The sequence below is a fragment of the Methylophilus rhizosphaerae genome (assembly GCF_900100975.1).
Taxonomy (GTDB): Bacteria; Pseudomonadota; Gammaproteobacteria; order Burkholderiales; family Methylophilaceae; genus Methylophilus; species Methylophilus rhizosphaerae.
This window is the reverse complement of sequence record NZ_FNFX01000001.1, coordinates 296906-318450: the sequence shown is the minus strand read 5'-3', so window position 1 is coordinate 318450 and position 21545 is coordinate 296906. Positions and strand designations below refer to the sequence as shown.

Annotated in this window: 16 protein-coding genes; all 16 read left to right on the top strand. The window is 53.4% G+C overall.

All coding sequences use genetic code 11. From position 1 onward, the window contains the following. The first annotated feature begins 161 nt into the window (after window positions 1-161). The 16 genes from BLP53_RS01435 to BLP53_RS01365 all read left to right on the top strand — a co-directional run bounded on the left by BLP53_RS01435 (window position 162) and on the right by BLP53_RS01365 (window position 21538). Complete coding sequence (locus BLP53_RS01435) at window positions 162-3722, top strand: TonB-dependent receptor (RefSeq protein ID WP_091468750.1); 3561 nt, start codon at window positions 162-164, stop codon at window positions 3720-3722. A 200-nt stretch (window positions 3723-3922) separates the two neighbouring features. After that, window positions 3923-4057 carry a hypothetical protein gene (locus tag BLP53_RS13855; protein ID WP_281202783.1) on the top strand — a complete coding sequence of 45 codons (135 nt, stop codon included), beginning with the start codon at window positions 3923-3925 and terminating at the stop codon, window positions 4055-4057. Window positions 4058-4175: 118 nt separating this feature from the next. Beyond that, window positions 4176-5102, top strand: a complete 927-nt coding sequence (locus tag BLP53_RS13755; RefSeq protein WP_245652575.1) for a hypothetical protein — start codon at window positions 4176-4178, stop codon at window positions 5100-5102. A 74-nt stretch (window positions 5103-5176) separates the two neighbouring features. After that, window positions 5177-7402: a calcium-binding protein gene (locus BLP53_RS01425; protein WP_245652573.1), complete on the top strand. Its 2226-nt coding sequence runs from the start codon at window positions 5177-5179 to the stop codon at window positions 7400-7402. A 43-nt stretch (window positions 7403-7445) separates the two neighbouring features. Continuing rightward, the gene (locus tag BLP53_RS01420) at window positions 7446-9179 is read left to right on the top strand and encodes a type I secretion system permease/ATPase (protein WP_245652572.1); all 1734 of its coding nucleotides are present in this window, start codon (window positions 7446-7448) and stop codon (window positions 9177-9179) included. An 8-nt stretch (window positions 9180-9187) separates the two neighbouring features. Then, window positions 9188-10900: a type I secretion system permease/ATPase gene (locus tag BLP53_RS01415; RefSeq protein ID WP_245652571.1), complete on the top strand. Its 1713-nt coding sequence runs from the start codon at window positions 9188-9190 to the stop codon at window positions 10898-10900. Next, on the top strand, window positions 10891-12252 hold the full coding sequence (locus BLP53_RS01410; protein ID WP_245652570.1) for an HlyD family type I secretion periplasmic adaptor subunit: 1362 nt from the start codon (window positions 10891-10893) through the stop codon (window positions 12250-12252). The genes BLP53_RS01415 and BLP53_RS01410 overlap by 10 nt, the downstream gene beginning before the upstream one ends. After that, window positions 12252-13763, top strand: coding sequence for a TolC family outer membrane protein (locus tag BLP53_RS01405; RefSeq protein WP_245652569.1), 1512 nt, complete (start codon window positions 12252-12254; stop codon window positions 13761-13763). The genes BLP53_RS01410 and BLP53_RS01405 overlap by 1 nt, the downstream gene beginning before the upstream one ends. 9 nt (window positions 13764-13772) lie before the next feature. Next, complete coding sequence (gene gspG, locus BLP53_RS01400; protein ID WP_091468737.1) at window positions 13773-14201, top strand: type II secretion system major pseudopilin GspG; 429 nt, start codon at window positions 13773-13775, stop codon at window positions 14199-14201. Window positions 14202-14224: 23 nt separating this feature from the next. Beyond that, complete coding sequence (locus tag BLP53_RS01395) at window positions 14225-15415, top strand: type II secretion system F family protein (protein WP_091468733.1); 1191 nt, start codon at window positions 14225-14227, stop codon at window positions 15413-15415. A 30-nt stretch (window positions 15416-15445) separates the two neighbouring features. After that, window positions 15446-17146, top strand: coding sequence for a GspE/PulE family protein (locus BLP53_RS01390; RefSeq protein ID WP_091468730.1), 1701 nt, complete (start codon window positions 15446-15448; stop codon window positions 17144-17146). Then, on the top strand, window positions 17127-18029 hold the full coding sequence (locus BLP53_RS01385; RefSeq protein ID WP_091468726.1) for a hypothetical protein: 903 nt from the start codon (window positions 17127-17129) through the stop codon (window positions 18027-18029). The genes BLP53_RS01390 and BLP53_RS01385 overlap by 20 nt, the downstream gene beginning before the upstream one ends. Beyond that, the gene (locus BLP53_RS01380) at window positions 18029-18550 is read left to right on the top strand and encodes a hypothetical protein (RefSeq protein WP_091468722.1); all 522 of its coding nucleotides are present in this window, start codon (window positions 18029-18031) and stop codon (window positions 18548-18550) included. Before BLP53_RS01385 ends, BLP53_RS01380 begins: the two co-directional genes overlap by 1 nt. Continuing rightward, window positions 18538-19098, top strand: a complete 561-nt coding sequence (locus BLP53_RS01375; protein ID WP_091468720.1) for a hypothetical protein — start codon at window positions 18538-18540, stop codon at window positions 19096-19098. Before BLP53_RS01380 ends, BLP53_RS01375 begins: the two co-directional genes overlap by 13 nt. Then, on the top strand, window positions 19098-19589 hold the full coding sequence (locus BLP53_RS01370) for a hypothetical protein (protein ID WP_245652568.1): 492 nt from the start codon (window positions 19098-19100) through the stop codon (window positions 19587-19589). The genes BLP53_RS01375 and BLP53_RS01370 overlap by 1 nt, the downstream gene beginning before the upstream one ends. After that, on the top strand, window positions 19586-21538 hold the full coding sequence (locus BLP53_RS01365; RefSeq protein ID WP_091468713.1) for a type II and III secretion system protein: 1953 nt from the start codon (window positions 19586-19588) through the stop codon (window positions 21536-21538). Before BLP53_RS01370 ends, BLP53_RS01365 begins: the two co-directional genes overlap by 4 nt. The last annotated feature ends 7 nt before the right edge of the window (window positions 21539-21545 follow it).

Genomic DNA, 21545 nt, shown 5'->3' with positions numbered 1-21545 from the left:
ATATCAATCGCGAAATATGAACAGCATCTTTAATGCAAGCGGATATCTGTTCATCTGAATAATTCGCATCTGCATCATACACTATTTATGTAAAGTTACGTTAATAACGTCAGGGTTTTGCCTCTTCATCAGATGAGTCTACATAGAGGAGAGGGATTGGGATGAAAGTCAAAAATATAAAAACACTGCACACCATCGTAGCAGTGTTGGGGGTGGTATCAGTGCATGGGGCGCAGGCTGAAGTGTTGAATACGCAGTTGCCAAAACAGCAAGAGGAGACGTTCAGTGTTCCGGTCAATATTGATATTCCAAGGCAACCCCTTGCAAATTCGTTGCACGATCTGGGAAAAAGCACGGGCATGAGCATTTCTTTCCCTAACGACCTTGTTGCAGGTAAAACCGCACCGGAGGTGCGTGGTCGCATGACGCGCCAAGAAGCCTTGCGCAGGGTATTAGGGGAGAGCGGTCTGATTTCTAAAAACGAAGGCGATGCCGTGTTTATTCAAAAAGCACCACCCAAAGCTGAAGACAAAAGCGTGCAAGTGGATAAAGTCGAAGTGCGCGCCAAACGCTTCTATGAAGTCGGCCCACTGCCAGGTTTGGGCTTAACCAAAGAAGAAATCCCTGGCAACGTACAAAGCATTTCTGCACAAGAGATTAAAGAAGCTCACTCATTGAGCATTACGGATTTAATGAACCGTAAATTGCAATCAGTCACGGTGAATGATTACCAAGGCAACCCATTCCAGATGGATGTGCAATATCGTGGTTTTACTGCTGGTCCGCAGATTGGTACGCCGCAAGGTTTGAGCGTGTTTATTGATGGTATCCGAGTAAACGAACCATTTGGCGATGTGGTGAACTGGGACATGCTGCCTTTAAATGCATTGGCTAGCATAGATGTGTTTCCCGGTTCCAATCCGATATTTGGGTTAAATACACTTGGCGGCGCTTTCTCACTGAAAACCAAAGATGGTTTCAATAACGCTGGTGCCGACGTTGATATTCTCACTGGTTCATTTGGCCGCAAACAACTCCAAGTTGAGGGGGGCTGGAATAATGGTGAGCTTGCTTTGTTTGGTGCGGGCAACTTTTTTCTGGAGGATGGCTGGCGACAGAACTCACCCAGCAGAGTTAATCAGGCTTTTGGTAAGGCCAGTTATCGAGGGGATAGACTGGATTTAAATTTGAGTACGTTACTCGTGCAAACGAAATTGACCGGTAATGGTTTATTACCTAATGAGATGTACGCTCAAGATCCGACAAGTATCTTTACCGCACCTGATAAAACCGATAATAACTTAGCTCAATTCCAGTTATCAGGTGCATTTCAGGCAACGGAAACTTTCAGTATTACAGGTCAGGTTTATCGCAGAAATAGCCGCCGTCATCAGGTAGGGGCAGATGCGTTTATGGGTATTGAAGATGATGCCCTTGCGCGCCGTATCCCCTCCTCTACTGAGCAATATACCTGTTTATTTAACAGTAGTGCGAACAATAAATATGGGTTGCCTGATTATGTAGTGGTGTCAGTAAGTGAGGCTGATGGTTATGATTTCTTTAGTAGTCCGCTAGTACTAGATTATTTTGCAAATGGAACTGCTGATTTTTCATTAGGAGAGTTCAATCAAGAGTTACCTCAGTACTATGTAAATGCTGTTACGGAGCAGTTTACTTTTTGGAGAAATTTTTACGAAAATAAAATTTACAATCGAAATACTGGTGTTGATGGTGCTGCCCATGGAAGTGCTCCAGACTATTCAGGTACAACATTTGGCGGTGAAGAGTCTTATTTTTCAGGTGATTTGAGTTTAAGACGCTTTCCTACGGCTCCGGGGGAAAATATTTATTTCTCGGATCAAAACTGGTACTACTCAACTGTGGGAGGGGTCAATTATAAAAATTTTGTTATTTTTACTGCCCCAACTAACAACGCAAATTGTTTAGCTACTCAATTACGAGATAAAGCTACAATGGATGGGGCTTTTTCATATTTTGCGCCTAATTCCAACACTATCGCTACTGTGGATGGCGCTGGTAGTGGAACAGGGGGGGTAGTATACGAAGTTGATCCCGATACCGGTAAAAAATATTACATCCCAACAGCTATATTTACCGATAATCAGATAGACCAAGTGACTAATGGCGGGTCAGTTCAGTTTAACTGGAATCTTGACCATCATAAGTTTATGGTTGGTGCGTCCATAGATGCTGCTGATGCCACTTATGCGAATAAGCAACGTCTAGGCTTACTGGATGCACAGCGTAATGCTTATTTGGCTCCTGATGATATTCACCCCATGTTTGTAGGCGCAGATCAGTGGATTAGTAATAACGATTTCTCAGGGACCCAAACTACTAAGAGCATCTATTTTAGTGAAACCTGGAGCCCCGTCGATAACTGGCACTTCAGCATGTCAGGCCGTTATAATGATACGCAAACAAAAAACAAGATTGCTGCACGACGTGGCATAGGTGCCTATGAAATTGGCGATGTCATTGGCTATCCTGATAGTTACAATATTTGTACTGACCCAGCTTGTACCGGCGTTTCCACACAATACACCACACCTAGAATCACCAATGCACTAGATAGTGCGGAAACTGAGAAGTTTAAATTCAACTCTTTCAATCCGCAGTTGGGGGCAAGTTGGCAAGCCAGGCCTGATTTAAATATTTACGCTAATGTGGCACAAGGTACGCGTGTTCCCAGTGTGATTGAGCTTGGTTGTGCTTTGGATCATAGACCTTCAGGTGTTTTTCAATCCGATGGCAATGGTAATGTTTATGAAGTGCCCAAAAGTATTGCCGAAAATCGCCAGTGCACCTTACCAACCACCCTGTCAGGTGACCCATATCTTCCGCAAATTAAAGCAACCAGTTATGAAGTTGGGATGAGAGGTACATGGGGTGAAAACACGCAATGGAATATCAACGCGTATCAAACCGATCTCAAGGACGACATCTATTTTGTGGCCATTAGCAACGGGCGAGGATTCTTTGACACAGTGGGTAAAACTCGTCGTCGTGGGCTTGAAGCAGGTTTTAAAGGCAATATTGATCGGTTGCATTGGGGGCTGAATTACGGTTTGACCGATGCTACCTTTCAGGATGATTTTCTGATGTTCAGTGAAGATAACAGTAGCTCTAGAACTGTGAATACATTGGGCGAGGGTGTCATTAATGTTAAGCCTGGTGATCGTATGCCTGGTGTTTCACTACACAACCTGAATGCTAGCCTGAGCTATGACTTGACTGACAACTGGAATGTGGGTCTGACTATGGTCGCGCATTCTGATAGTTTTATGCGCGGCAACGAGAATAACGAGCATCAGGTGGGTGTTTCACGAACTTTCACCGCCTTTCGACAGGTAGATGATGGTAGCGGAAATGGTACAACCATGACCGAGGTGTATACCCGCACATTAGCGCCTACCACTAACCCAGGCAAGGCGCCTGGTTATGCGACTTTTAACTTGCAAAGCAGTTATCGCTTCAATAAAGAGTGGACGGCTACTGTACTTGTCACCAACTTATTTGATAAAGAGTACTTTACGGCTGGACGTCTGGGGAGAAATCCTTTTTCACCAAGCGTGTTAGGCAATATCGGGCCTGATGGTTATAACCATAATTCAGCAGACTGGCGTAGCACGAATTTTATTTCGCCAGGGGCACCAAGGGGAGTCTGGTTTAGCTTGAATTGGCATTTCCAGCCGGATTAATACAGGCGGGAAAAACTCCTAGTGAAAACTTGCGTGAGTTTAGTTAACTTCTGGGGAGCATGAAAAAGGGCATTTGTGGCGTACCTTGATTAAATTCCCGTGATTTGCTTAGAACTTACGAGGGACCAGAAATGACGGAAATCCGTGATGCGGGCAGCCACAAATGCTTGCTTATTGTACCTTTTTCCAGGGAGTAGAAGATGAAAGAACTGATTTTGGCGATGGCAGTTTTGGGACTATGTGCGTTCAATACAACATTTGCTTTTGCAACAGAGCTGGTCGTGATACCAGTTGCTGGTTTCAGTGAGTCGGCTTACGCCTTAATGTTTTTTTAAAGTATTTGTACTAGAAATTTGCCACACCTTGCTTAGAACTGACGAGGGGCTAGAAGGGTGTGGGAATGGGTGATGCAGGCTACCTCAGTGCTTTGCAAAATGTCTCAAAGGAGTAATTATGAAAAGTGTAACGATTAAACTTGCAGTGTTAGGTGCTTTGAGTTTTATTTCTATGCAGAGTATGGCTACTGGATTAGTGGCGATTCCGACTACTGGATTCACCAGCTCGGCTTATACCTCGTGCAATACCACTGGGAATTTTGGATCTAGCATCCCAACTTTACCAACTACTACTGCTAACAATACTTGTGCCGTATTTCCAACAAGCGAGTCTGCAGATCCGACTGGGGCTGGTTATACATTAGCTGCGTCCAAAACACGCAGTGCGACCATCAACGGCGTAACTGTCGGTTATGTTTTAGATCGGGTATGGAGAAATGCAGCTAAAACCTCTTGCATCTTTGGTGCACGCTTTACAGCATATGATGCGGATTGGGATCCTGATACAGCAGGTACACAGTACTTCGAGGTAAATGACATTGCACGTGCAGGGTTTGGTTCTTTATCTGTAAATGCAGGTTATTACATTCAAGCGACAAATGCCTCCCCAGTATATCGTATTGGTAGAACATTTACCTCTGTACAGCACCGTGCTTACAAATATGATACAGCTACAAATAAAGCTTTGCTTGGTACCAATTATCTTGATTTGCCGACCAAAAATAGCGTGACAAGTAATTTGAGTGGGGAGGCTACTGGAATCAATGCTACAACTGTGGCTTCAACTTCTTCAACAACACAGGATGCTGTTGTCAATAGCAACTGGATAGATTTTACTTTGGATTCTGGTTACCTGGATGATGATGGCGGCACGAATGTAAACTCTGCAATGACCTATGTAGAGGCTGCGTGCGATGATTCAGCTATTTCTGGCTGGGAAAAGGCTGGTGCTATTCGTTTACGTCAGACCGGACAGGAAGCTACCACTATGCAAGAAATTACTCTTGATCTCGGCTATGCACCTCCTGGGGCTACTGTACCTTAATAGCTAAGTGTTTCTATATTAATTCACCAGAGTAGATGCTGAATCTGCTCTGGTTCCAAAATTTGAGGAGCTTCATGATGGCAATTAAAATTTTTAATGGTACAGAAACAGATTATACAGGCACATCTAACCCTGATTTGATCGTGGGCAATAGTTTAGATAACTCTATCTACGGTGACGGAGGGAATGACATCATTTTAGGGTTGGCAGGTAGTGATTTCATTGACGGTGGTGATGGTGATGACATTATCTTTGGTGGTGATGGTGATGACATCATCTTTGGTGGTGATGGCAACAACATAATTTTAGGCGGCGCTGGCGATGACACTATCGAAACTGGTGATGGCGAAGATTATATTGATGGTGGCGATGGCATTGACAATATTTTTGGTGGTGCTGGAGATGATACCCTGTATGGCGGAAGCGGTAATGATGTCATTTATGGTGGTGATGGAGATGACGTTTTAAGTGGTGGTGAGGGTAATGACTACCTTCAGGGTGACGATAGTTCCTCAGGAGATGAAACAGTCCAAGGTAATCTTTTTCTGATGACATCATATGATGTTGCTATAGGAGGAGACGGTAATGATACTTTCCGGATTGGGAATGAGGAAGATGCTGGGCATATCATTATTGAAGGTGGTGTATCGGGTCTTGATAATTCAGGCAATGAAGCACGCTATATTGAACTGTCTGAAGCCGATGAAACTGATGAAGATGCCGGTTTGGTTGCAATTGATACTACAACTGGTGAGATCGTCGCAATTGACGATGACGATATGTCATTAGAGGCAGAAACAGATGTTCGCTTGAATATCGTTACTCGTCCTGGCTCATCAGCCATAAGTACCTTTGCCACAACGATTGCTGGTTACAATGCGGTGGATACCCTTGAATTCACAAAGTCTGGTGAGTTTGAGGATATTGTTTTCTCTGGCATTGAGCGCATTGAGTTGGCGAGTGGCGTCCATATCACGCTAGAAGCTGAACAACTGGAGGAAAATGGTGAGTCATTAAGTACCGGTGAGTTTAACCCTGGTACACATATCTATGGTGTTGCCGGTGGCCCAGTTGAAACTGTCACTGTCGAACTAGAGTTTGAAGACGCTACTTTCACTCCAGCAGCAACCATCGTTGGTGCAACACCAGTGACTTATGAAGCTGCCGTATTTGAGGTAGATGATTATTCCGTAGCTAATCTTTACCACAACGTCGACGTAATCTACGATGCATCTGAAGGCGAGGCTGGTAGTTACACGCGCATTGACGGCGCTAACGAAGGCAGTGATGCCCACGAAATCGTTTACGGTGGCGATGGTGTTGAGTATGTCACCATGCGTTTGGGTGACGACACTGTTTACGGTAACGGCGGCAATGACCTGTTGATCGGTCATGGCGGCGCTGACTACCTGGATGGTGGTGAAGGCGATGACATTTTTGTGATCGGCGGTTTTGGTAGTGGTGTGCAAGGCACGACTTCCAAGGTTGATGACGGTAACAAAGAGTGGATTGCGACTGGTGCTAAACACGATGTGATCGTGGGTGGTGATGGCGTGGATACTTTGCGGATCACGACTGGTATTGGTGCCAACACCAAAGCCAATGGTACTGTGGTGCTGAATGATGCTAACTTCCAGTCTATGGAAGTGGTGCAAGTGGGTGGCACAGTGGGGCGTTTGAACGTTGAAAACACCGATTTGCAGTTGCTCAACGATCATTACTACTTCAAGGCCAATGGCACTGTGGCTGATCTTTCCAACACCCTGGGTAACAACGGCGGCACTATCAACAATGTGGTGGTCGATGCTTCTGGCGTGACTACCAATGGCCTGCGCTTTGAAGGTAACGCTGACCAGCAAACCTTTATCGGCACCAGCAAGGCCGACGTGTTTATCGGCAATGGTGGTAACGATACGCTGACTGGCGGCGGCGGTGCGGATACGTTTGTATTCGGCAAGGTGTATGAGCAGGTGGTGACAGGTTCTTCAACCACTGTGCAGACTTACACCAACACTGCATTCAACCTGACCGGTGTGGATACCATCACTGACTTTACCCGTGGCACTGACAAGATCGAACTGCATCTGGATCAGTACAGCCAGTTGGCAGGCTTCAATGCCAGCATGCTGCGTGTGAATTCAACTGGGACTGCACAGGATGCCAATGACTACCTGGTATACAACACGACAACCCATACCTTGAGCTATGACGCTGATGGTAACGGTAGTGGTGCAGCAGTAGACATTGCCGTGCTGACGGGTGTCAACACAGTGTCCACTTCGGACTTCATCATCGCGTAATTACACGCATACTGCGGGCAGACTTTCCCCCTGCCCGCAGTCTATGTTTGAAAGTCTGCTGAGCATGTTGTCGCAATCCGAGAGCATTAAACAAGTCATGTCCGAACTTTGGCCAGCCTGGCACAAAGTGTGGATGTTTGGCGTGGTCACGCACCTGCTGATCCTGGTGCCTTCGTGGTATATGCTGGAAGTGTATGACCGCGTCATTAACAGCCGTAATGCGTCTACATTATTGATGCTGACCTTGCTGGCTGTTTTCGCTTACCTGGTGATGGAAGCCATGGAATGGCAGCGCCGCCTGTTGTTGCAGGCCAATGCCCATCGTTTTGAACAGTTATTGCAGGAACGCCTGTTTGACCGGGTGTTTGCTGCCAGGTTATCCATGCCGGATTTTCCTGCACCACAAGTATTTTCCGATTTTTCCACGCTGAAAAGCACCTTGCATTCTTCTGCTTTGCTCAGTTTGCTGGATGCACCTTTCTGCCTGATTTTTTTAGGGGCGGTGTTCTGGATACACCCTGCGCTGGGCGTGCTGACGCTGGTAGGGCTGCTGATCCAGCTGGCATTGACCGTACAGAACCAGGCCCGCGTGACCCCATTAATGAAGCTGGCGAATGAACAGGCGATGGAGTCGCAGCGTTATTTTGCCAGTATCAGCCGTCATGGCGATGTGATGCATGCCATGCAGATGCTGGCACCGGTGGAACAGCGCTGGCTGCAGAGCCAGCACGGTTTTCTGTGGCAACAGACGAAAGCCTCCGAGCTGGCGGGCAGGAGTGCGGCGGTGTCGCGCTGGTTGCAGACCATGCAGACCAGCCTGATCCTGGGGCTGGGTTGTTACCTGTTTATTAACGGTGAGTTGGTGCAGGGTGGGGCGATGATGATAGTTGCATCTATCCTGGCGGGCCGGGTGCTGGCGCCGCTGGTGCAATGCGTGGGCCACTGGAAAACTTATGAGCAGGCATGGACGGCATTCAGGCGTATTGACAGCCTGTTTGCCGGGGCGGTTAAAAAAACCGATGGCCTGGTACTGCCGCCGCCGACCGGCGAAGTGCGTGTCGAGCAACTGGCCTATGCTATTCCGCAGGCTGGCAAGACCCAGTCTGAAGTATTTATCCGCCAGGTGCAGTTTACCTTGCCCGCCGGCCATGTGCTGGTGGTGGCAGGGGCTTCCGCCTCAGGCAAAACCACCCTGGCAAAGCTGCTGGTGGGTCTGCTGGTACCAAGTAGTGGCCGCGTGCGCTATGACGGCGTGGATGTCTATGGCTGGGATAAAGTGAAACTGGGGCCACATATCGGCTACCTGGCGCAGGAAGTGGACCTGTTTGATGGCAAGCTGATTGATAACCTCTGCCGTTTCAAGACTCCTGACTCGCAGGCGCTGGCTGAGGTGATTGACCTGCTGGGGCTGGCTGACTGGATTCAGCAGTTACCGGACGGGCTGGAGACCCGCATTGGGCAGGGTGGCATACCACTGTCAGGTGGCGAGCGGCAACTAATCGGGCTGGCACGCGCCTTTTATGGCAAGCCCCGCATCGTGGTGCTGGATGAGCCGAATGCCAATCTTGATACCGGCACGGAGCGCACGTTGCAACTGGCGATTGCGCGACTTAAACAGCAGGGCACCACGTTTATCATCATCAGCCACTTGCAGCATGTGCTGGCCATTGCGGATGCTATGCTGGTCATGCGCCAGGGGCAGATGATCCGTTATGGCAAACCGGCAGAAGTGCTGGCCAGTTTTCAACAGGAAGCCGGAAAGGTGGCACGGCCATGAACGCCGTCATGCAATCACTCAGTCGCGGGGCCTGGTGGTCCCTGGTCAGGCCTTTCCGCCCGCAGTTTATACAGATGACCTGGCTCAGCCTGCTGACCAATGTGCTGATGCTGGTGCCAACCTTGTATATGTTGCAGTTATATGACCGGGTCATGCTCAGCCGCAGCACCCTGACCCTGGTGGCGGTGACGATGCTGGCGGCGGGTTTGCTGTTGCTGATGGCGGGCGCTGACTGGCTGCGCAGCCTGTATGCCATCAAGACCGGCGTGCAGTTTGACCTGACCTATGGCAAGCAGGTATTTGCGGCAGTGTTTGATCCGCATCATGTGCAGCGCCAGCCGCCTGCCCAGGCCTTGCAGCAGTTGAACGCGGTCAGGCAGTTCATGACCGGCCAGGGCTTGTTTGCCATGCTGGATATCCCGTGGAGCGTGGTGTATATCGCAGTGTTGTTTACCTTGCATCCACTGCTGGGCGGCACCGCGATTGTATTTTGCCTGATCCAGTGCGGTGTGGCCGTCTGGAACCAGCGCGTGGTGGCGGCACCGGCGCTACAGGCACAGGTCGCCAGGCAAATGACCGATTATTTTATCCAGCAGAAGGTCAGGCACCTGCAGACCAGCCATGTGCTTGGCATGTCACAGACCCTGCGACAGCGCTGGCAGGCATTATTGTCCGAGCAGGCGCAGGCCGAGCATACCTGGCTGGCTGCCAGTGACCGCAGCCAGTTCGTCAACAAATGGGTGCGCTATACCATGCAATCATTGATGCTGGCCGTGGCTGCCTGGCTGACTATCCAGGGGCAGCTCAGCCTTGGTTCCATGATTGCTTCCAATGTATTGATTGCCCGTGCCCTGCAACCGTTTGACGTGATTGTGCACAGCTGGCGGCAGTGGTTGCAGGCGAATGCGGCTGCCAGTGAATTGCAGGCCTTGCTCAATCTGGGCCGTATCGCCGTTGACCCGAAACCAGCCCAGGCCTTGGCGCGGCCTTATACCTTGATCCTGGAAAATCTCGGCGTGGAGTTGCAATCACGGCGCATCCTGCATGCGCTGAACCTGACCATTGCGCCTGGCCGCGTATTGTGTGTCATGGGGCCTTCCGGCTCTGGTAAAAGTACCTTGGCACGCCTGCTGGTGGGGGTGGTGCCGCATAGCGGGGCTTACTACATCAACCAGCTTGCGATTAATGCGGCAAATGCGCGCACGGTATTGAATAGCGTGGGCTACCTGCCGCAACAGGTTTCTCTGCTGGAGGGAACGATTGCCGAGAATGTGGCCAGATTCGGCGCCCTGGACAGCCCGCACATTATCCAGGCCTGCCAGCGGGTGGGCCTGCACGAAGCCATCCTGCGGTTACCGCAGGGCTATGATACTCGGCTGGATGAACAGGGCTTGCCGCTTTCCGGCGGCCAGCGCCAGTTACTCGGGCTGGCCCGTGCCATTTATAAGGAACCTGCCTTGCTGGTGCTGGATGAGCCCAATGCCAGCCTGGATGAGTTTGGCGAAGCGATGCTGATGCAACTGTTGCAGGCCTTCAAACAATTGCAGACCACCATTGTGGTGATCTCGCACCGTGCCGGTGTGCTGAAAGTCACGGATGACTTGCTGGTACTCAAGCGCGGCGAAGTCGTGCATCATGGCCCGCGCGATGCGGGAATTGTCTACCTTAACCAACTGAATGCCACTGCTCCAGGCGTGGCTACGGAGTCCCCATGCGCTTGACAATGGCCAACCCCGATGCCAATCCTGTAGCGGGCAATGTGCATGCGATTGAAACTTATGCCCGTAATGCTAGCAGCACCAGGAAAGGCACTCTCATCTTGCTGGCGGGTGTGATCGGCTTTGTGGTGTGGGCTTCACTCGCTCCGCTGGATGAGGGGGTGCCTACCGAAGGCCAGGTCAGTGTCGAAGGCAATCACAAAGTGGTGCAGCATTTCACCGGTGGCATCGTCAGCAGCCTGCTGGTGCATGAAGGGCAGGAAGTCAGCGCCGGCGAAGTGTTGTTCAAGCTGGATGAACAGGCCAGCAAGGCACGCTACGAGGAAGTGCGCCAGCGCTATGCCGGCTTGCGTGCGCAGGAAGACCGCTTGCGTGCCGAACAATTGCATCAGCCGGTGATTGAGTTTCACCCGGATTTACTGGCGCTACAGCAAGACCCGCTGATCCGGCAGCAGATGCGTAACCAGACCCAGCTGCTGGCTGCCAGAACCTCTACCCTGGCAGCCGATATCGCCGGTAAGAAGGAGTCCATTGCCGGCTACCAGGCCATGATTGAAGGGTACCAGGGCATGCTGGCCAGTGATGAATCCCAGTTGGCGCTGTTGCTGGCGCAGTTGCAAGACCTGAAAGCATTAACAGCCGAGGGATATGCCCCGCGTAACCAGCAAAGTGACCTGGAACAGCGCATTGCGGCCTTGCATGGCGACAAGGCCAATAACCAGGCGAATATCATCCGCACCCAGCGCGCCATCATGGAGCTGCAACAGCAGATCACGCAACGTAACCAGCTGGAACAGAAAGAAATAGATGCGGAAATGGCCCAGGTCAAACTGCAGGTCGATGCGGATGCACAAAAACTGCTGGCCTTGCGCGATGAACTGGGGCGTACCGAAATACGTGCCCCGGCTGCCGGCCAGGTGGTGGGTTTGCAGGTGCATACGGTAGGCGCCGTGATCCAGCCGGGACAAAAGCTGATGGATATCGTGCCGTCAGGGGAGCCGCTGATTATTGATGCACAGGTGCCGCCCCATTTAATCGACAAGATTCATGCCGGGCAGGCTGCGGATATCCGCTTCTCGACCTTTTCAAACAGTCCGCAATTGCTGGTCGAAGGCCGCCTGAAATCCGTTTCCAGCGATTTGCTGACCAAGCCTGCAGCCACGCTGGAAGGCAGCCAGAGCTACTATCTGGCCCGGGTGGTGCTCACGGAAAAAGGCATGAAAACATTGCATGGTCGCCAGCTTCAGCCTGGCATGCCGGTACAGGTAGTGATCAAAACCGGCGAGCGTACCCTGTGGAGTTACTGGATGCATCCGTTGAGCAAGCGGCTGGCAGCTTCGATGAAGGAAGAGTAATGGAAACACGTCATCAATGTCTGCGCGAGCGAATTGCGGCGTTGCGCGGTACTCGTAAGCAAGCCGTACTCTATGTACTGTCTTGCTTCCTGCGTGCCGTGCGCCTTGCACTTCATCTCGCTAGATCACTGATTCCGGGTTTCCTTATGCGGATGTGGCATAGATTGAACGCCTATGCGGTACTGTGCTGTGTGATGCCGTGCCTGGCCTTGCAAACACAAGCGCAAACGCAGGCGCAGGAAGACCTGAATGCGCTGTATCAGCTGGCGGTGACGCATAACGCGGATTACCGTGCGGCGCTGGCCAATACCGAAGCCGAGCGGGAAGAGTTGACCAAGGCCAAAGCGCTGTTCTATCCGAAAGTGCAATTGGGGTTGATGCGCGGGAAAGGCGACACCGACCGCACGACCCAAACCAGCATAGGCGCAGTCAACAGCGACCTGAACTATACCCTGCAGAACTATAACCTGAGCGTCAGGCAGCCTTTGTTCAATAAGGAAACCATGGCCATTTATGGTGGTGCCAAATCCTATGTCAGTGAGCAGGAGTCTTTGCTGGCGCAGGAGAATGCCAAGCTGATCCTCAAACTGGTGTCGGTTTACCTGGAAACCCTGTATTCGCAGGAAAGGGTCAGTTTGCAGCAAAGCAAGATCGAGGCAGTGAGCCAGCAATTGCAGCAGGCAGAGCAACGTTATCGCCACGGCAGCGGTACCGTGGTTGAAGTGAGTGAGGCGCAATCGAACCTGGATGTGGCCAGGGCAGAGGAAATCCAGGCAGCGAATGACCTGCTTTCCAACCAGCAAAGCCTGCAGATACTAACGGGCGTGGCTACGCCGTTGTCTGCCGGGCTGGTGGTGGACGGACTCAATACATTCACGGGCGCTGAGTATCCGCTGGATCGCTGGCTGGCGCTGGCCAGGCAACACCACCCTGAACTGGCGGCGGCTAATGCCGAGATTGAGGTCGCCAGGAAAGATGTAGAGAAAAAACAGGCCGGGCATTACCCCACGCTGGACCTGGTCGGCATACGCTCCTATAGCGAGAACGACAGTAACAATACGCTGGGCTCGCGCTTTGATACCACCACCATTGCCTTGCAGATGAATGTACCGTTGTTCGCCGGCGGCTATGTCAACGCCAATGTGCGCCAGAGTGCCAGCCGCTTGACCGCCAGCGAAGAAAGCATGACGGCCAAGTCGCGCGAGATCGAGTTCAATGTGCGCAAATATTACCAAAGCCTGCTGGCGCAGCAGCAGGCCATTAATGCCTACCGGCAGGCGGTCCAGTCGGCCAGAGTGGCGCTGGATGGTACCCAGAAAGGTTTCCTGGCCGGGTTTAAGACCAATCACGAAGTGCTGGATGCGCAGCAAAAACTGTTTACCAATCAATTGTCGCTGACCAAGGCTTATTACAGCCTGATCAGTGACTGGGCCAATCTGCAGTTCAGTAGCGGCCTGCTGACACTGGAAGCGCTCAACCGCGTCAGCCAGTTATTTATTCCCGGCAAATAAGGAAAGAAGATGAAACATAGATTGAAACAAGGCAGGCAGGCGGGATTCACCTTGCTGGAGTTGCTGGTGGTGATGGTGATTATTGGCTTGCTGGCCGGGTATGTCGGGCCCAAGTATTTTGCCCAGATTGGTAAATCGGAGACCAAGACGGCCAAGGCACAAATTACGGCACTGGCTCATGCGCTGGATCTTTACCGGCTGGATATCGGGCATTACCCCACCACCGAGCAGGGGTTGGCAGCGCTCAACCGCAACCCTGACAACGAGCCGAAATGGCAAGGGCCATACCTGGCCAAAGGCGTGCCGGCTGACCCCTGGGGGCGCCAGTATCTATACCGCTATCCAGGTGAGCACGGCGATTACGATGTGTGGACCCTGGGCAGCGATGGCACGGCGGGCGGCCAGGATGCCGACAGCGATATCAGCAGCTGGCAATAACCTGGCCAAGGAAGCGCACAGGCATGAAGTTTGAACTCAAGGTCATGCAGGGGACGCAGGTCAGCTGGCTGACGCTGGAAGCCACGGATCGGCAGTCTGCCTGCCAGCAGGTTCAGGCCCAGGGCTATGGCGTGTTGCAGGTGCGACAGGCGCAGGGCCGCTGGTTGCCTGCTTGGCCACTCAAGGCGCAAACCTTCAACCTGAGTTTGTTCAGCCAGGAGTTGCTGGCGCTGCTGGAATCCGGCCTCAGCCTGATTGAGGCGATTGAAGGCCTGGCGGAAAAAGAACAGCAGGATCATGCACGTGCCGTGCTGACCAGGCTGCGTACTGCCTTGTACGAAGGCTTGCCGCTTTCGCAGGCACTGGCGTTGCAGCCTTCGGTATTCAGTCCGCTGTATGTGGCCCTGATCCGGGCCAGTGAGCGTACCGGCGATATGGTGCAGGCCCTGCGGCGCCATGTGGCTTACCAGGCGCAGGTGGAGGCGATCCGCAAAAAAATCATTTCTGCTTCTATTTACCCTGTTTTGCTGATGGCGGTTGGCGGGCTGGTGGTGCTGTTCCTGCTCGGTTATGTCGTGCCGCGGTTCAGTACGATTTATGAAAGTGGCGGCGATAAGCTGCCGTGGGCCAGCAGGATGTTGCTGCGCTGGGGACAATTGCTGCAGGGCCATGGCGAGGTGGTGCTGATGGGCACGCTGGGCATGGCAATGCTGTTGTGGCTGGTGTTCTCCCGCCCGGCCAGCAAGGCATGGGTGATGCAGCAGGTATGGAAAATCCCCAGCCTGGGAGAGGCTTTGCGTATTTACCAGCTGGCGCGTTTTTACCGCACGCTGGGTATGTTGTTACAGGGAGGAATTCCCTTGCTGACCGCGTTGGGAATGGTGCAATCTCTGCTGCCGCAGGAATTGCAACGAGCGTTGCAGAAAGTGATTGGCGAGGTGCGGGAGGGGAAGCCGTTGTCCTCTTCCATGGAATCTCACGGGCTGACGACTTCGATTGCCAACCGGATGCTGCGCGTCGGGGAAAAGTCCGGCCAGCTGGATGAGATGCTGGGGCGCATAGGTGTTTTTTATGATGAGGATACTGCGCGTCGGGTTGAATGGCTTAGCAAATTGCTGGAGCCGGCATTGATGGTGGTGATCGGTCTGATTGTCGGGCTGGTGGTGGTATTGATGTATATGCCGATTTTTGAATTGGCTGGCGCGATCGAGTAATCAGCGCCAGGGAGTGAAGGTGGCCATAGGATGAATATGCAGGATTTGCCGACGCAGCAGGCAGCGATGTCGCCACTAGCTGTTGAGCTATTGCCGCAGGCACAAGCGCTGGCCGCTCAAAGTAAACGGCCACTGATGGAGATCCTGGAAGAATTGTCCGGCCTGGCACCGGATGCCTTTGTGCAGGCGCTCGGCCAACTGATGCATTACCCCATCCTGAACGCGCTGGAATTGCATGCCATGCAGCCGGTATTCGACCTGCTGGGGTTTAACGAGGCGGTCACGCAGCAGGCCATATTGATGCAGGCAGAAACTGGCTGTTTGCACCTGGTGATTGCCAATCCGTTTGATGAAGGTCTGCAAACACGCTTACAAAGCCGGGTGCGCCTGCCGGTGCAATGGTGCCTGGCACACCGCCATGATATTGCCACTTGCCTGCAGTTCCACGAGGCACAAATGCGCGCGCTGGATCAGGTGCACACGGGCGAAGGCGTTGCCAGCGAAGAAGATGTGCCGGTGGAAGAACTGTCACTCAAGTCCATCAGCGAAGACAGCAGCCCGGTGGTGCGCTTTGTGCGTTCCACTTTATATGATGCACTGAAGGCCGGTGCCAGCGACATCCATCTCGAATCGACCATCCATGGCCTGCGCGTGAAATACCGTATTGATGGCGTACTCAATGAAGTAGGCGGGCTCAATGGCGTAATGCAGGCGGAGCAGGCCATTTCCCGTATCAAGGTCATGTCGGAGCTGGATATTGCCGAGCGGCGCATCCCGCAGGATGGACGTTGCAAGGTGCACGCGCTGGGGCGTGAGATCGACCTGCGGGTGTCCATCATGCCCAGCGTGGTGGGGGAAGATGCGGTCTTGCGGGTACTGGACCGCAAGGCGCTGAGTGAAGCGCAGGGCATCAGCCTGGAGGTGCTGGGGTTTGCCCCGGCATTGTTAAGCCAGATACGTGCCCAGGCGGAGGCGCCTTACGGCATGCTGCTGGTCACCGGCCCCACCGGTAGCGGCAAGACTACTACCTTGTACGGCATGATTTCCGAGATCAACCAGGGCCAGGACAAGATCGTCACCATTGAAGATCCGGTGGAGTACCAGTTGCCCGGTGTATTGCAGATCCCCGTGAATGAGAAAAAAGGCCTGACGTTTGCGCGCGGCTTGCGTTCCATCCTGCGCCATGACCCGGACAAGATCATGGTCGGCGAAATCCGTGATGGCGAGACGGCGCAGATCGCCGTGCAGTCTGCGCTGACCGGGCACCTGGTGCTGACCACGGTGCATGCCAATAACGTATTTGATGTGATAGGCCGTTTCACCAATATGGGCGTGGATGCCTATAGTTTCGTGTCTGCGGTCAATGTGATCCTGGCCCAGCGGCTGGTGCGCGTGATCTGCCCGTTCTGTAAGGTGGATGACCAGCCCGATGCTGAGTTATTGCAGAAATCCGGGCTGTCTGCCAGCACGGTGAAAACCTATGCATTTAAAAAAGGGCAGGGTTGCGGGCAGTGCCACGGCACGGGCTACAAGGGGCGAAAAGGCATTGCCGAATTATTGCTGTTTGATGACCGTATGCGGGAGTTGATTGTATCCAGGGCACCGATCAGCCAGATCAAGGCGCTGGCGGCCGAGTCAGGTACGCGTTCCATGCGTGAGGCAGGCCTGGCGCTAGTACAAAGTGGTGAAACCACCTTGCAGGAGATTAATCGTGTTACATCACTATCCTGAACCAGGCATTGATTGCCGCCCGGCAGCCAGCCGCCGCTGGTGGCAGGCACTGACGGCACCGGAGCTCAGGCTGGTCATTTGCTGTGATGAGCTGGAAGTGTTCATGTTCTCACGGCAATGGTTGCCCGGTAGGGCCAGGCAATTGATCGGGCACCAGCGTTATCCGCTGGCCGGCAATGCACAGGAAGCCATGCCGCCGGAGATATTGTGGCAAACGCTGCGTGATGTGCTGGCGCCACTGACAGGGCAGCGCTGGCATGTGGTGGTAGTGCTTTCCAACCAGTATGCGCGCTGGCTGGCATTGCCCTGGCAAAGTGAAATCCGCAGCCAGGCTGACCGGCAGGCTTATTACCGCCATGGCTTGCAGCAGGCATTTGGCCAGGAGATGCAGGACTGGCACATAGAAGCACACACTGGCGGCTTCGGCCAGCACACGCTGGTGAATGCACTGCCGGTAACGTTGATTACCCAATTACAGGGTGTGTGCGCCGAATACCAGTTGCTGCCAGGAATGATAGCCCCAGCCTGGATGCTGGCGGCCAACCAGGCGCTGCATATGCTGCAACGGCAAAAAAACAGGCAGGATGGCTGGGTGGTCTGCCGCGAATCAAACAGCCTGACGCTGGCCTGCCTTATACATGGCGATTGGCAACACATTCGTTATGTGCCGGTGGATGCGCACTGGCGGCAGACGTTACAGCAGGTTTTGTTGCGGGAGCAGGTCATGTACCCGCAACGCGCTGCCTTGCCGGTTTATCTGCCGCATGCACAGCTGAGCGGCATCAGCCGCGATACCCTGGCGCCGTTTACCGTAGTCGATGTCAAGCCGTTGCAGGGATTGGGCGAATCATTTAACCAGCTATTGCGCAGGAAGGTGGCCTGATGCAGCCGCTGATATTTAACCATGCCCATGGCCGCCTGCCTGCACCCATGATCTTCGTATGGGGGCTGGTCCTGTTGCTGTGCGCAGGTGGGTCGTTTGGTGCTTATCGCCAGCTGGATACCGGTAATGCCGCCCTGCAACAGCAATTGCGTACACGGCAGGCTGCCCTGCAACCACCCATGCCACGGCAGGCAGGCAATATGGGGACAGTGAGCCAGGCGGTCGCTAGAGAGGTGGCAGATGCCCAGGCATCTATACAAACGCCCTGGCTGCCGTTATTAACCACCCTGGAGCAGGTGCACCAGCCCGAACTCTACTGGATGCAACTGGCACCGGATGCCCGGCATAAGCACTTGCGGATGACGGTACTGGCACCTCAGCGCCAACAGGGCTGGGCATTGGTGGAACGCTTGAAAAAGCAGGCCACGCTGGCGGATGTCAAGCTGAATGCCAGTGAATCTACCGACGTGAATGGCCTGGCCATGACCACCGTACAGCTGGAGGCAGGATGGATATTTTGACGCAACGCCTGCTTTTCCTGTGGCAGCGCAGTATTTTCAGCCAGCGCTGGCTGACGGCGTTGCTGGTAGTGAACGTGTTATTGCTAGGTTTGGTTGCTTATACCTGGTTCAGCCAGCAGCATTTACAGCAGGCCCTGCAGTCATTACCGCGGCATGTCGCCGCCACCCGCACGTTAAAACAGGTGCAAGTGCCTGAACAGATGAAAGCACCTGCCGCTGCGACAGTATTGCAAACCTGGCCGACAGAAGACCAGGCCGACCAGATCAGTGCGGATATCCTGGTACAGGCAGATGCCATGGGCATGCTGTTTGAGCGCGCTGAATTCCAGGTACTGCCGCTGGAGCATGCCGCTTTGAAGGTCCAACGCATCAAACTGCCACTTAAAGGGGAATACCTGCCACTCAGGCAGTTCCTGCAACAGGTATTGCAGGCCTATCCCAGCCTGGCGCTCAGCCAGTTCAAATTGCAACGTACCGATGTCATGCAGCCTGGCATTGAGGCTTATATTGAGTTCAACCTGTATACGCGTAAACGAGGGGCATCGTGATGCGGCGCTGGGTCGTCTGGGTGGCATTGACGGGTACATTGCTGGCCTGCTGGTGGGTAGGGCAGGATGAGCCGTCCGCAGGGAACAGTGCGATTGCAACATCACCTCGCGTTCCGCTAAAAAGCGTGCCTTTGTCAGCCGCCAGCCCAGTCACGGCACCCCCGATGCCATCGGTGCCTGTACCGGTGCAGGCTGGTAGCGGCGAAGAAGGGCCTGCCGTCAATCTGTTTGCGGCACTGGCCATGCCGGGGGCAGCCGCGATGGCACCGCCACCGGCCGCCCCGGTGAACCCTTATCAATATGCAGGCCGGTTACTGGAAGGTGGTCGCTGGAGGGTGTTCCTGACCGATGGCCAGCAGCAATATGTATTACAGGCAGGCGACCGCTTTGCCGAAGGGTGGCAGGTGGCGGCACTCGACCAGCAAAAAGTCGTGTTGCAGCATGCTGGTGAGCGTTTTGAAATCAGGCTGGACGATGGGGTAGTGTTTTGAAAAAACAATTAAAGCAAAAACAAAGGCAATGGGTACACGTCTGCACATTGGGGTTGCTGTTAGCCGGTTGCGGTTACCTGCCGGCCAATACCGCGGATGATGCAAACCTTGAGCAGGCCAGGCTTTATGCCGCCCGCGGGCAGGAGGATGAAGCCATCCAGTTGCTGCAACCGCTGGTGGAACGAAATCCGCGCCAGCCGCAATATAAGAACTGGCTGGCGCTGTTACAGGAGAGGAAACTGCAAAAACAGGTCCAGCAGGCGGATAACCTGCGGGAGGCGCAGCAGTATGATGATGCCACCCGCGCCTATCAGCAGGTATTGCAGGCTGCGCCCAATAGCCGGCTGGCGGTAGATGGCCTGCAGAAAGTGCAACAGGCGCGTGCGCATGATGCCCAGATTGCGCAGGTAAAAACCGCTATTGCGGCTGAGGATTTTGCCGGTGCGGAATTCACGTTGCGCAGCATACTGGCAGAACAACCTGCGCATGCCGAGGCGCGAAAACTGTTTGAGGAACTGGAGCAACAAAAATCCGAACGTAGTGGTGTGGTACGGCCGCTGCAGTCTTCACTTAAAAAGAAAGTCACGCTTGAACTGAAAAATACGCCTATCAAGAGTGCGTTTGAGTACCTGGGCAAGGCGGGAGACCTGAATTTTTCGTTCGACCAGGAGCTGAACGAGGGCATCCGTGTCAATGTGTTGCTGCGGGACACTCCGGTGGAGCAGGCACTGGATGTGATCCTGACCAGTCACCAACTGGGCAAGAAGGTGCTGAACAGCAATACCTTGCTGATTTACCCCATGTCACGTGCCGCCCAGTATGAAGAGCTGTTTGTACGCAGTTTTTACCTGACCCACATGGATGCCAAGCGGGCCCTGAACATGATGAAAACGGTCTTGCGCGCCAGTGACCTCTATATTGATGAGAAACTGAATACGCTGGTGATCCGCGATACCATGGACAGGATTAAAGTCGCGGAAAAACTGATTGCCTCGCAAGACCTGAATGAACCCGAAGTCATGCTCGAAGTCGAGGTGATGGAGATCAACCGGCGCAACCTGGAAAACCTGGGGATCCAGTATCCAAGCCAGATCGGTGTCGGGGTACAGGGCAATGCCATCGGGAACGCCGGTCAGCCACAGCCGGGCAGCCTGAGCCTGACCGAACTGCGCAATTTCAATGGTAACCTGGGCGTGTTCAGCATTAATGATCCTGCCATTGTGCTCAACCTGCTGCATCAGGACACGGATACCAATCTCCTGGCCAGCCCCAAGATCCGGGTGAAAAACCGTGACCACGCCAAGATTCATGTCGGTGACAAAATCCCGGTACTCACCAGTGTGGCCAGTGCCCAGGGCTTTGTCAGCCAGAATGTGAACTATATCGAAGTGGGGATCAAGCTGGATGTGGAACCGGTCATCCAGATGCAGGACCAGGTCAGCATCAAGGTGGGAATGGAGGTCAGCAATATCACCGACCAGGTGACCACCAGCAGTGGCGTGGTCGCCTATACCATAGGCAGCCGCAACGCCAATACCACCTTGCAGTTACGCAATAACGAAACCCAGATCCTGGCGGGCCTGTTCCGGGACGATGAACAGAAGGTCCGCCGCAAAGTGCCCGGGCTAGGTAGTCTGCCCATTATCGGCAAGTTATTCAGCAATGATAACCAGGACAAGCGCAAGAACGAAATTGTGCTGCTGATTACCCCACGTATCATGCACAATATCAGCCCGGCCAATGCGGTGTACAGCCTGATTCCTTCCGGCGTGGCGGCTGCGGCCAATCCGCTGGGTGCAGGCAATGTGCGTGCGGCCCCTGCCGCCGAGACAACCCCGCCAGCGCCGGTGGTGACGCCGGAATCCCGGCAAAGCAGCAATGTCCTGAACGATGGCGGGTTTGGCGCACAGATCATGAACAGTACAGAGACTGGCAGTAGCCAGCCTTAATAGGGGA

Excerpts from the sequence above, each read along its gene's own strand:
- BLP53_RS01435 (WP_091468750.1), top strand. The coding sequence starts at position 162 with ATGAAAGTCAAAAATATAAAAACACTGCACACCATCGTAGCAGTGTTG.
- BLP53_RS13855 (WP_281202783.1), top strand. The coding sequence starts at position 3,923 with ATGAAAGAACTGATTTTGGCGATGGCAGTTTTGGGACTATGTGCGTTC.
- BLP53_RS13755 (WP_245652575.1), top strand. The coding sequence starts at position 4,176 with ATGAAAAGTGTAACGATTAAACTTGCAGTGTTAGGTGCTTTGAGTTTT.
- BLP53_RS01425 (WP_245652573.1), top strand. The coding sequence starts at position 5,177 with ATGATGGCAATTAAAATTTTTAATGGTACAGAAACAGATTATACAGGC.
- BLP53_RS01420 (WP_245652572.1), top strand. The coding sequence starts at position 7,446 with ATGTTTGAAAGTCTGCTGAGCATGTTGTCGCAATCCGAGAGCATTAAA.
- BLP53_RS01415 (WP_245652571.1), top strand. The coding sequence starts at position 9,188 with ATGCAATCACTCAGTCGCGGGGCCTGGTGGTCCCTGGTCAGGCCTTTC.
- BLP53_RS01410 (WP_245652570.1), top strand. The coding sequence starts at position 10,891 with ATGCGCTTGACAATGGCCAACCCCGATGCCAATCCTGTAGCGGGCAAT.
- BLP53_RS01405 (WP_245652569.1), top strand. The coding sequence starts at position 12,252 with ATGGAAACACGTCATCAATGTCTGCGCGAGCGAATTGCGGCGTTGCGC.
- gspG (WP_091468737.1), top strand. The coding sequence starts at position 13,773 with ATGAAACATAGATTGAAACAAGGCAGGCAGGCGGGATTCACCTTGCTG.
- BLP53_RS01395 (WP_091468733.1), top strand. The coding sequence starts at position 14,225 with ATGAAGTTTGAACTCAAGGTCATGCAGGGGACGCAGGTCAGCTGGCTG.
- BLP53_RS01390 (WP_091468730.1), top strand. The coding sequence starts at position 15,446 with ATGAATATGCAGGATTTGCCGACGCAGCAGGCAGCGATGTCGCCACTA.
- BLP53_RS01380 (WP_091468722.1), top strand. The coding sequence starts at position 18,029 with ATGCAGCCGCTGATATTTAACCATGCCCATGGCCGCCTGCCTGCACCC.
- BLP53_RS01375 (WP_091468720.1), top strand. The coding sequence starts at position 18,538 with ATGGATATTTTGACGCAACGCCTGCTTTTCCTGTGGCAGCGCAGTATT.
- BLP53_RS01370 (WP_245652568.1), top strand. The coding sequence starts at position 19,098 with ATGCGGCGCTGGGTCGTCTGGGTGGCATTGACGGGTACATTGCTGGCC.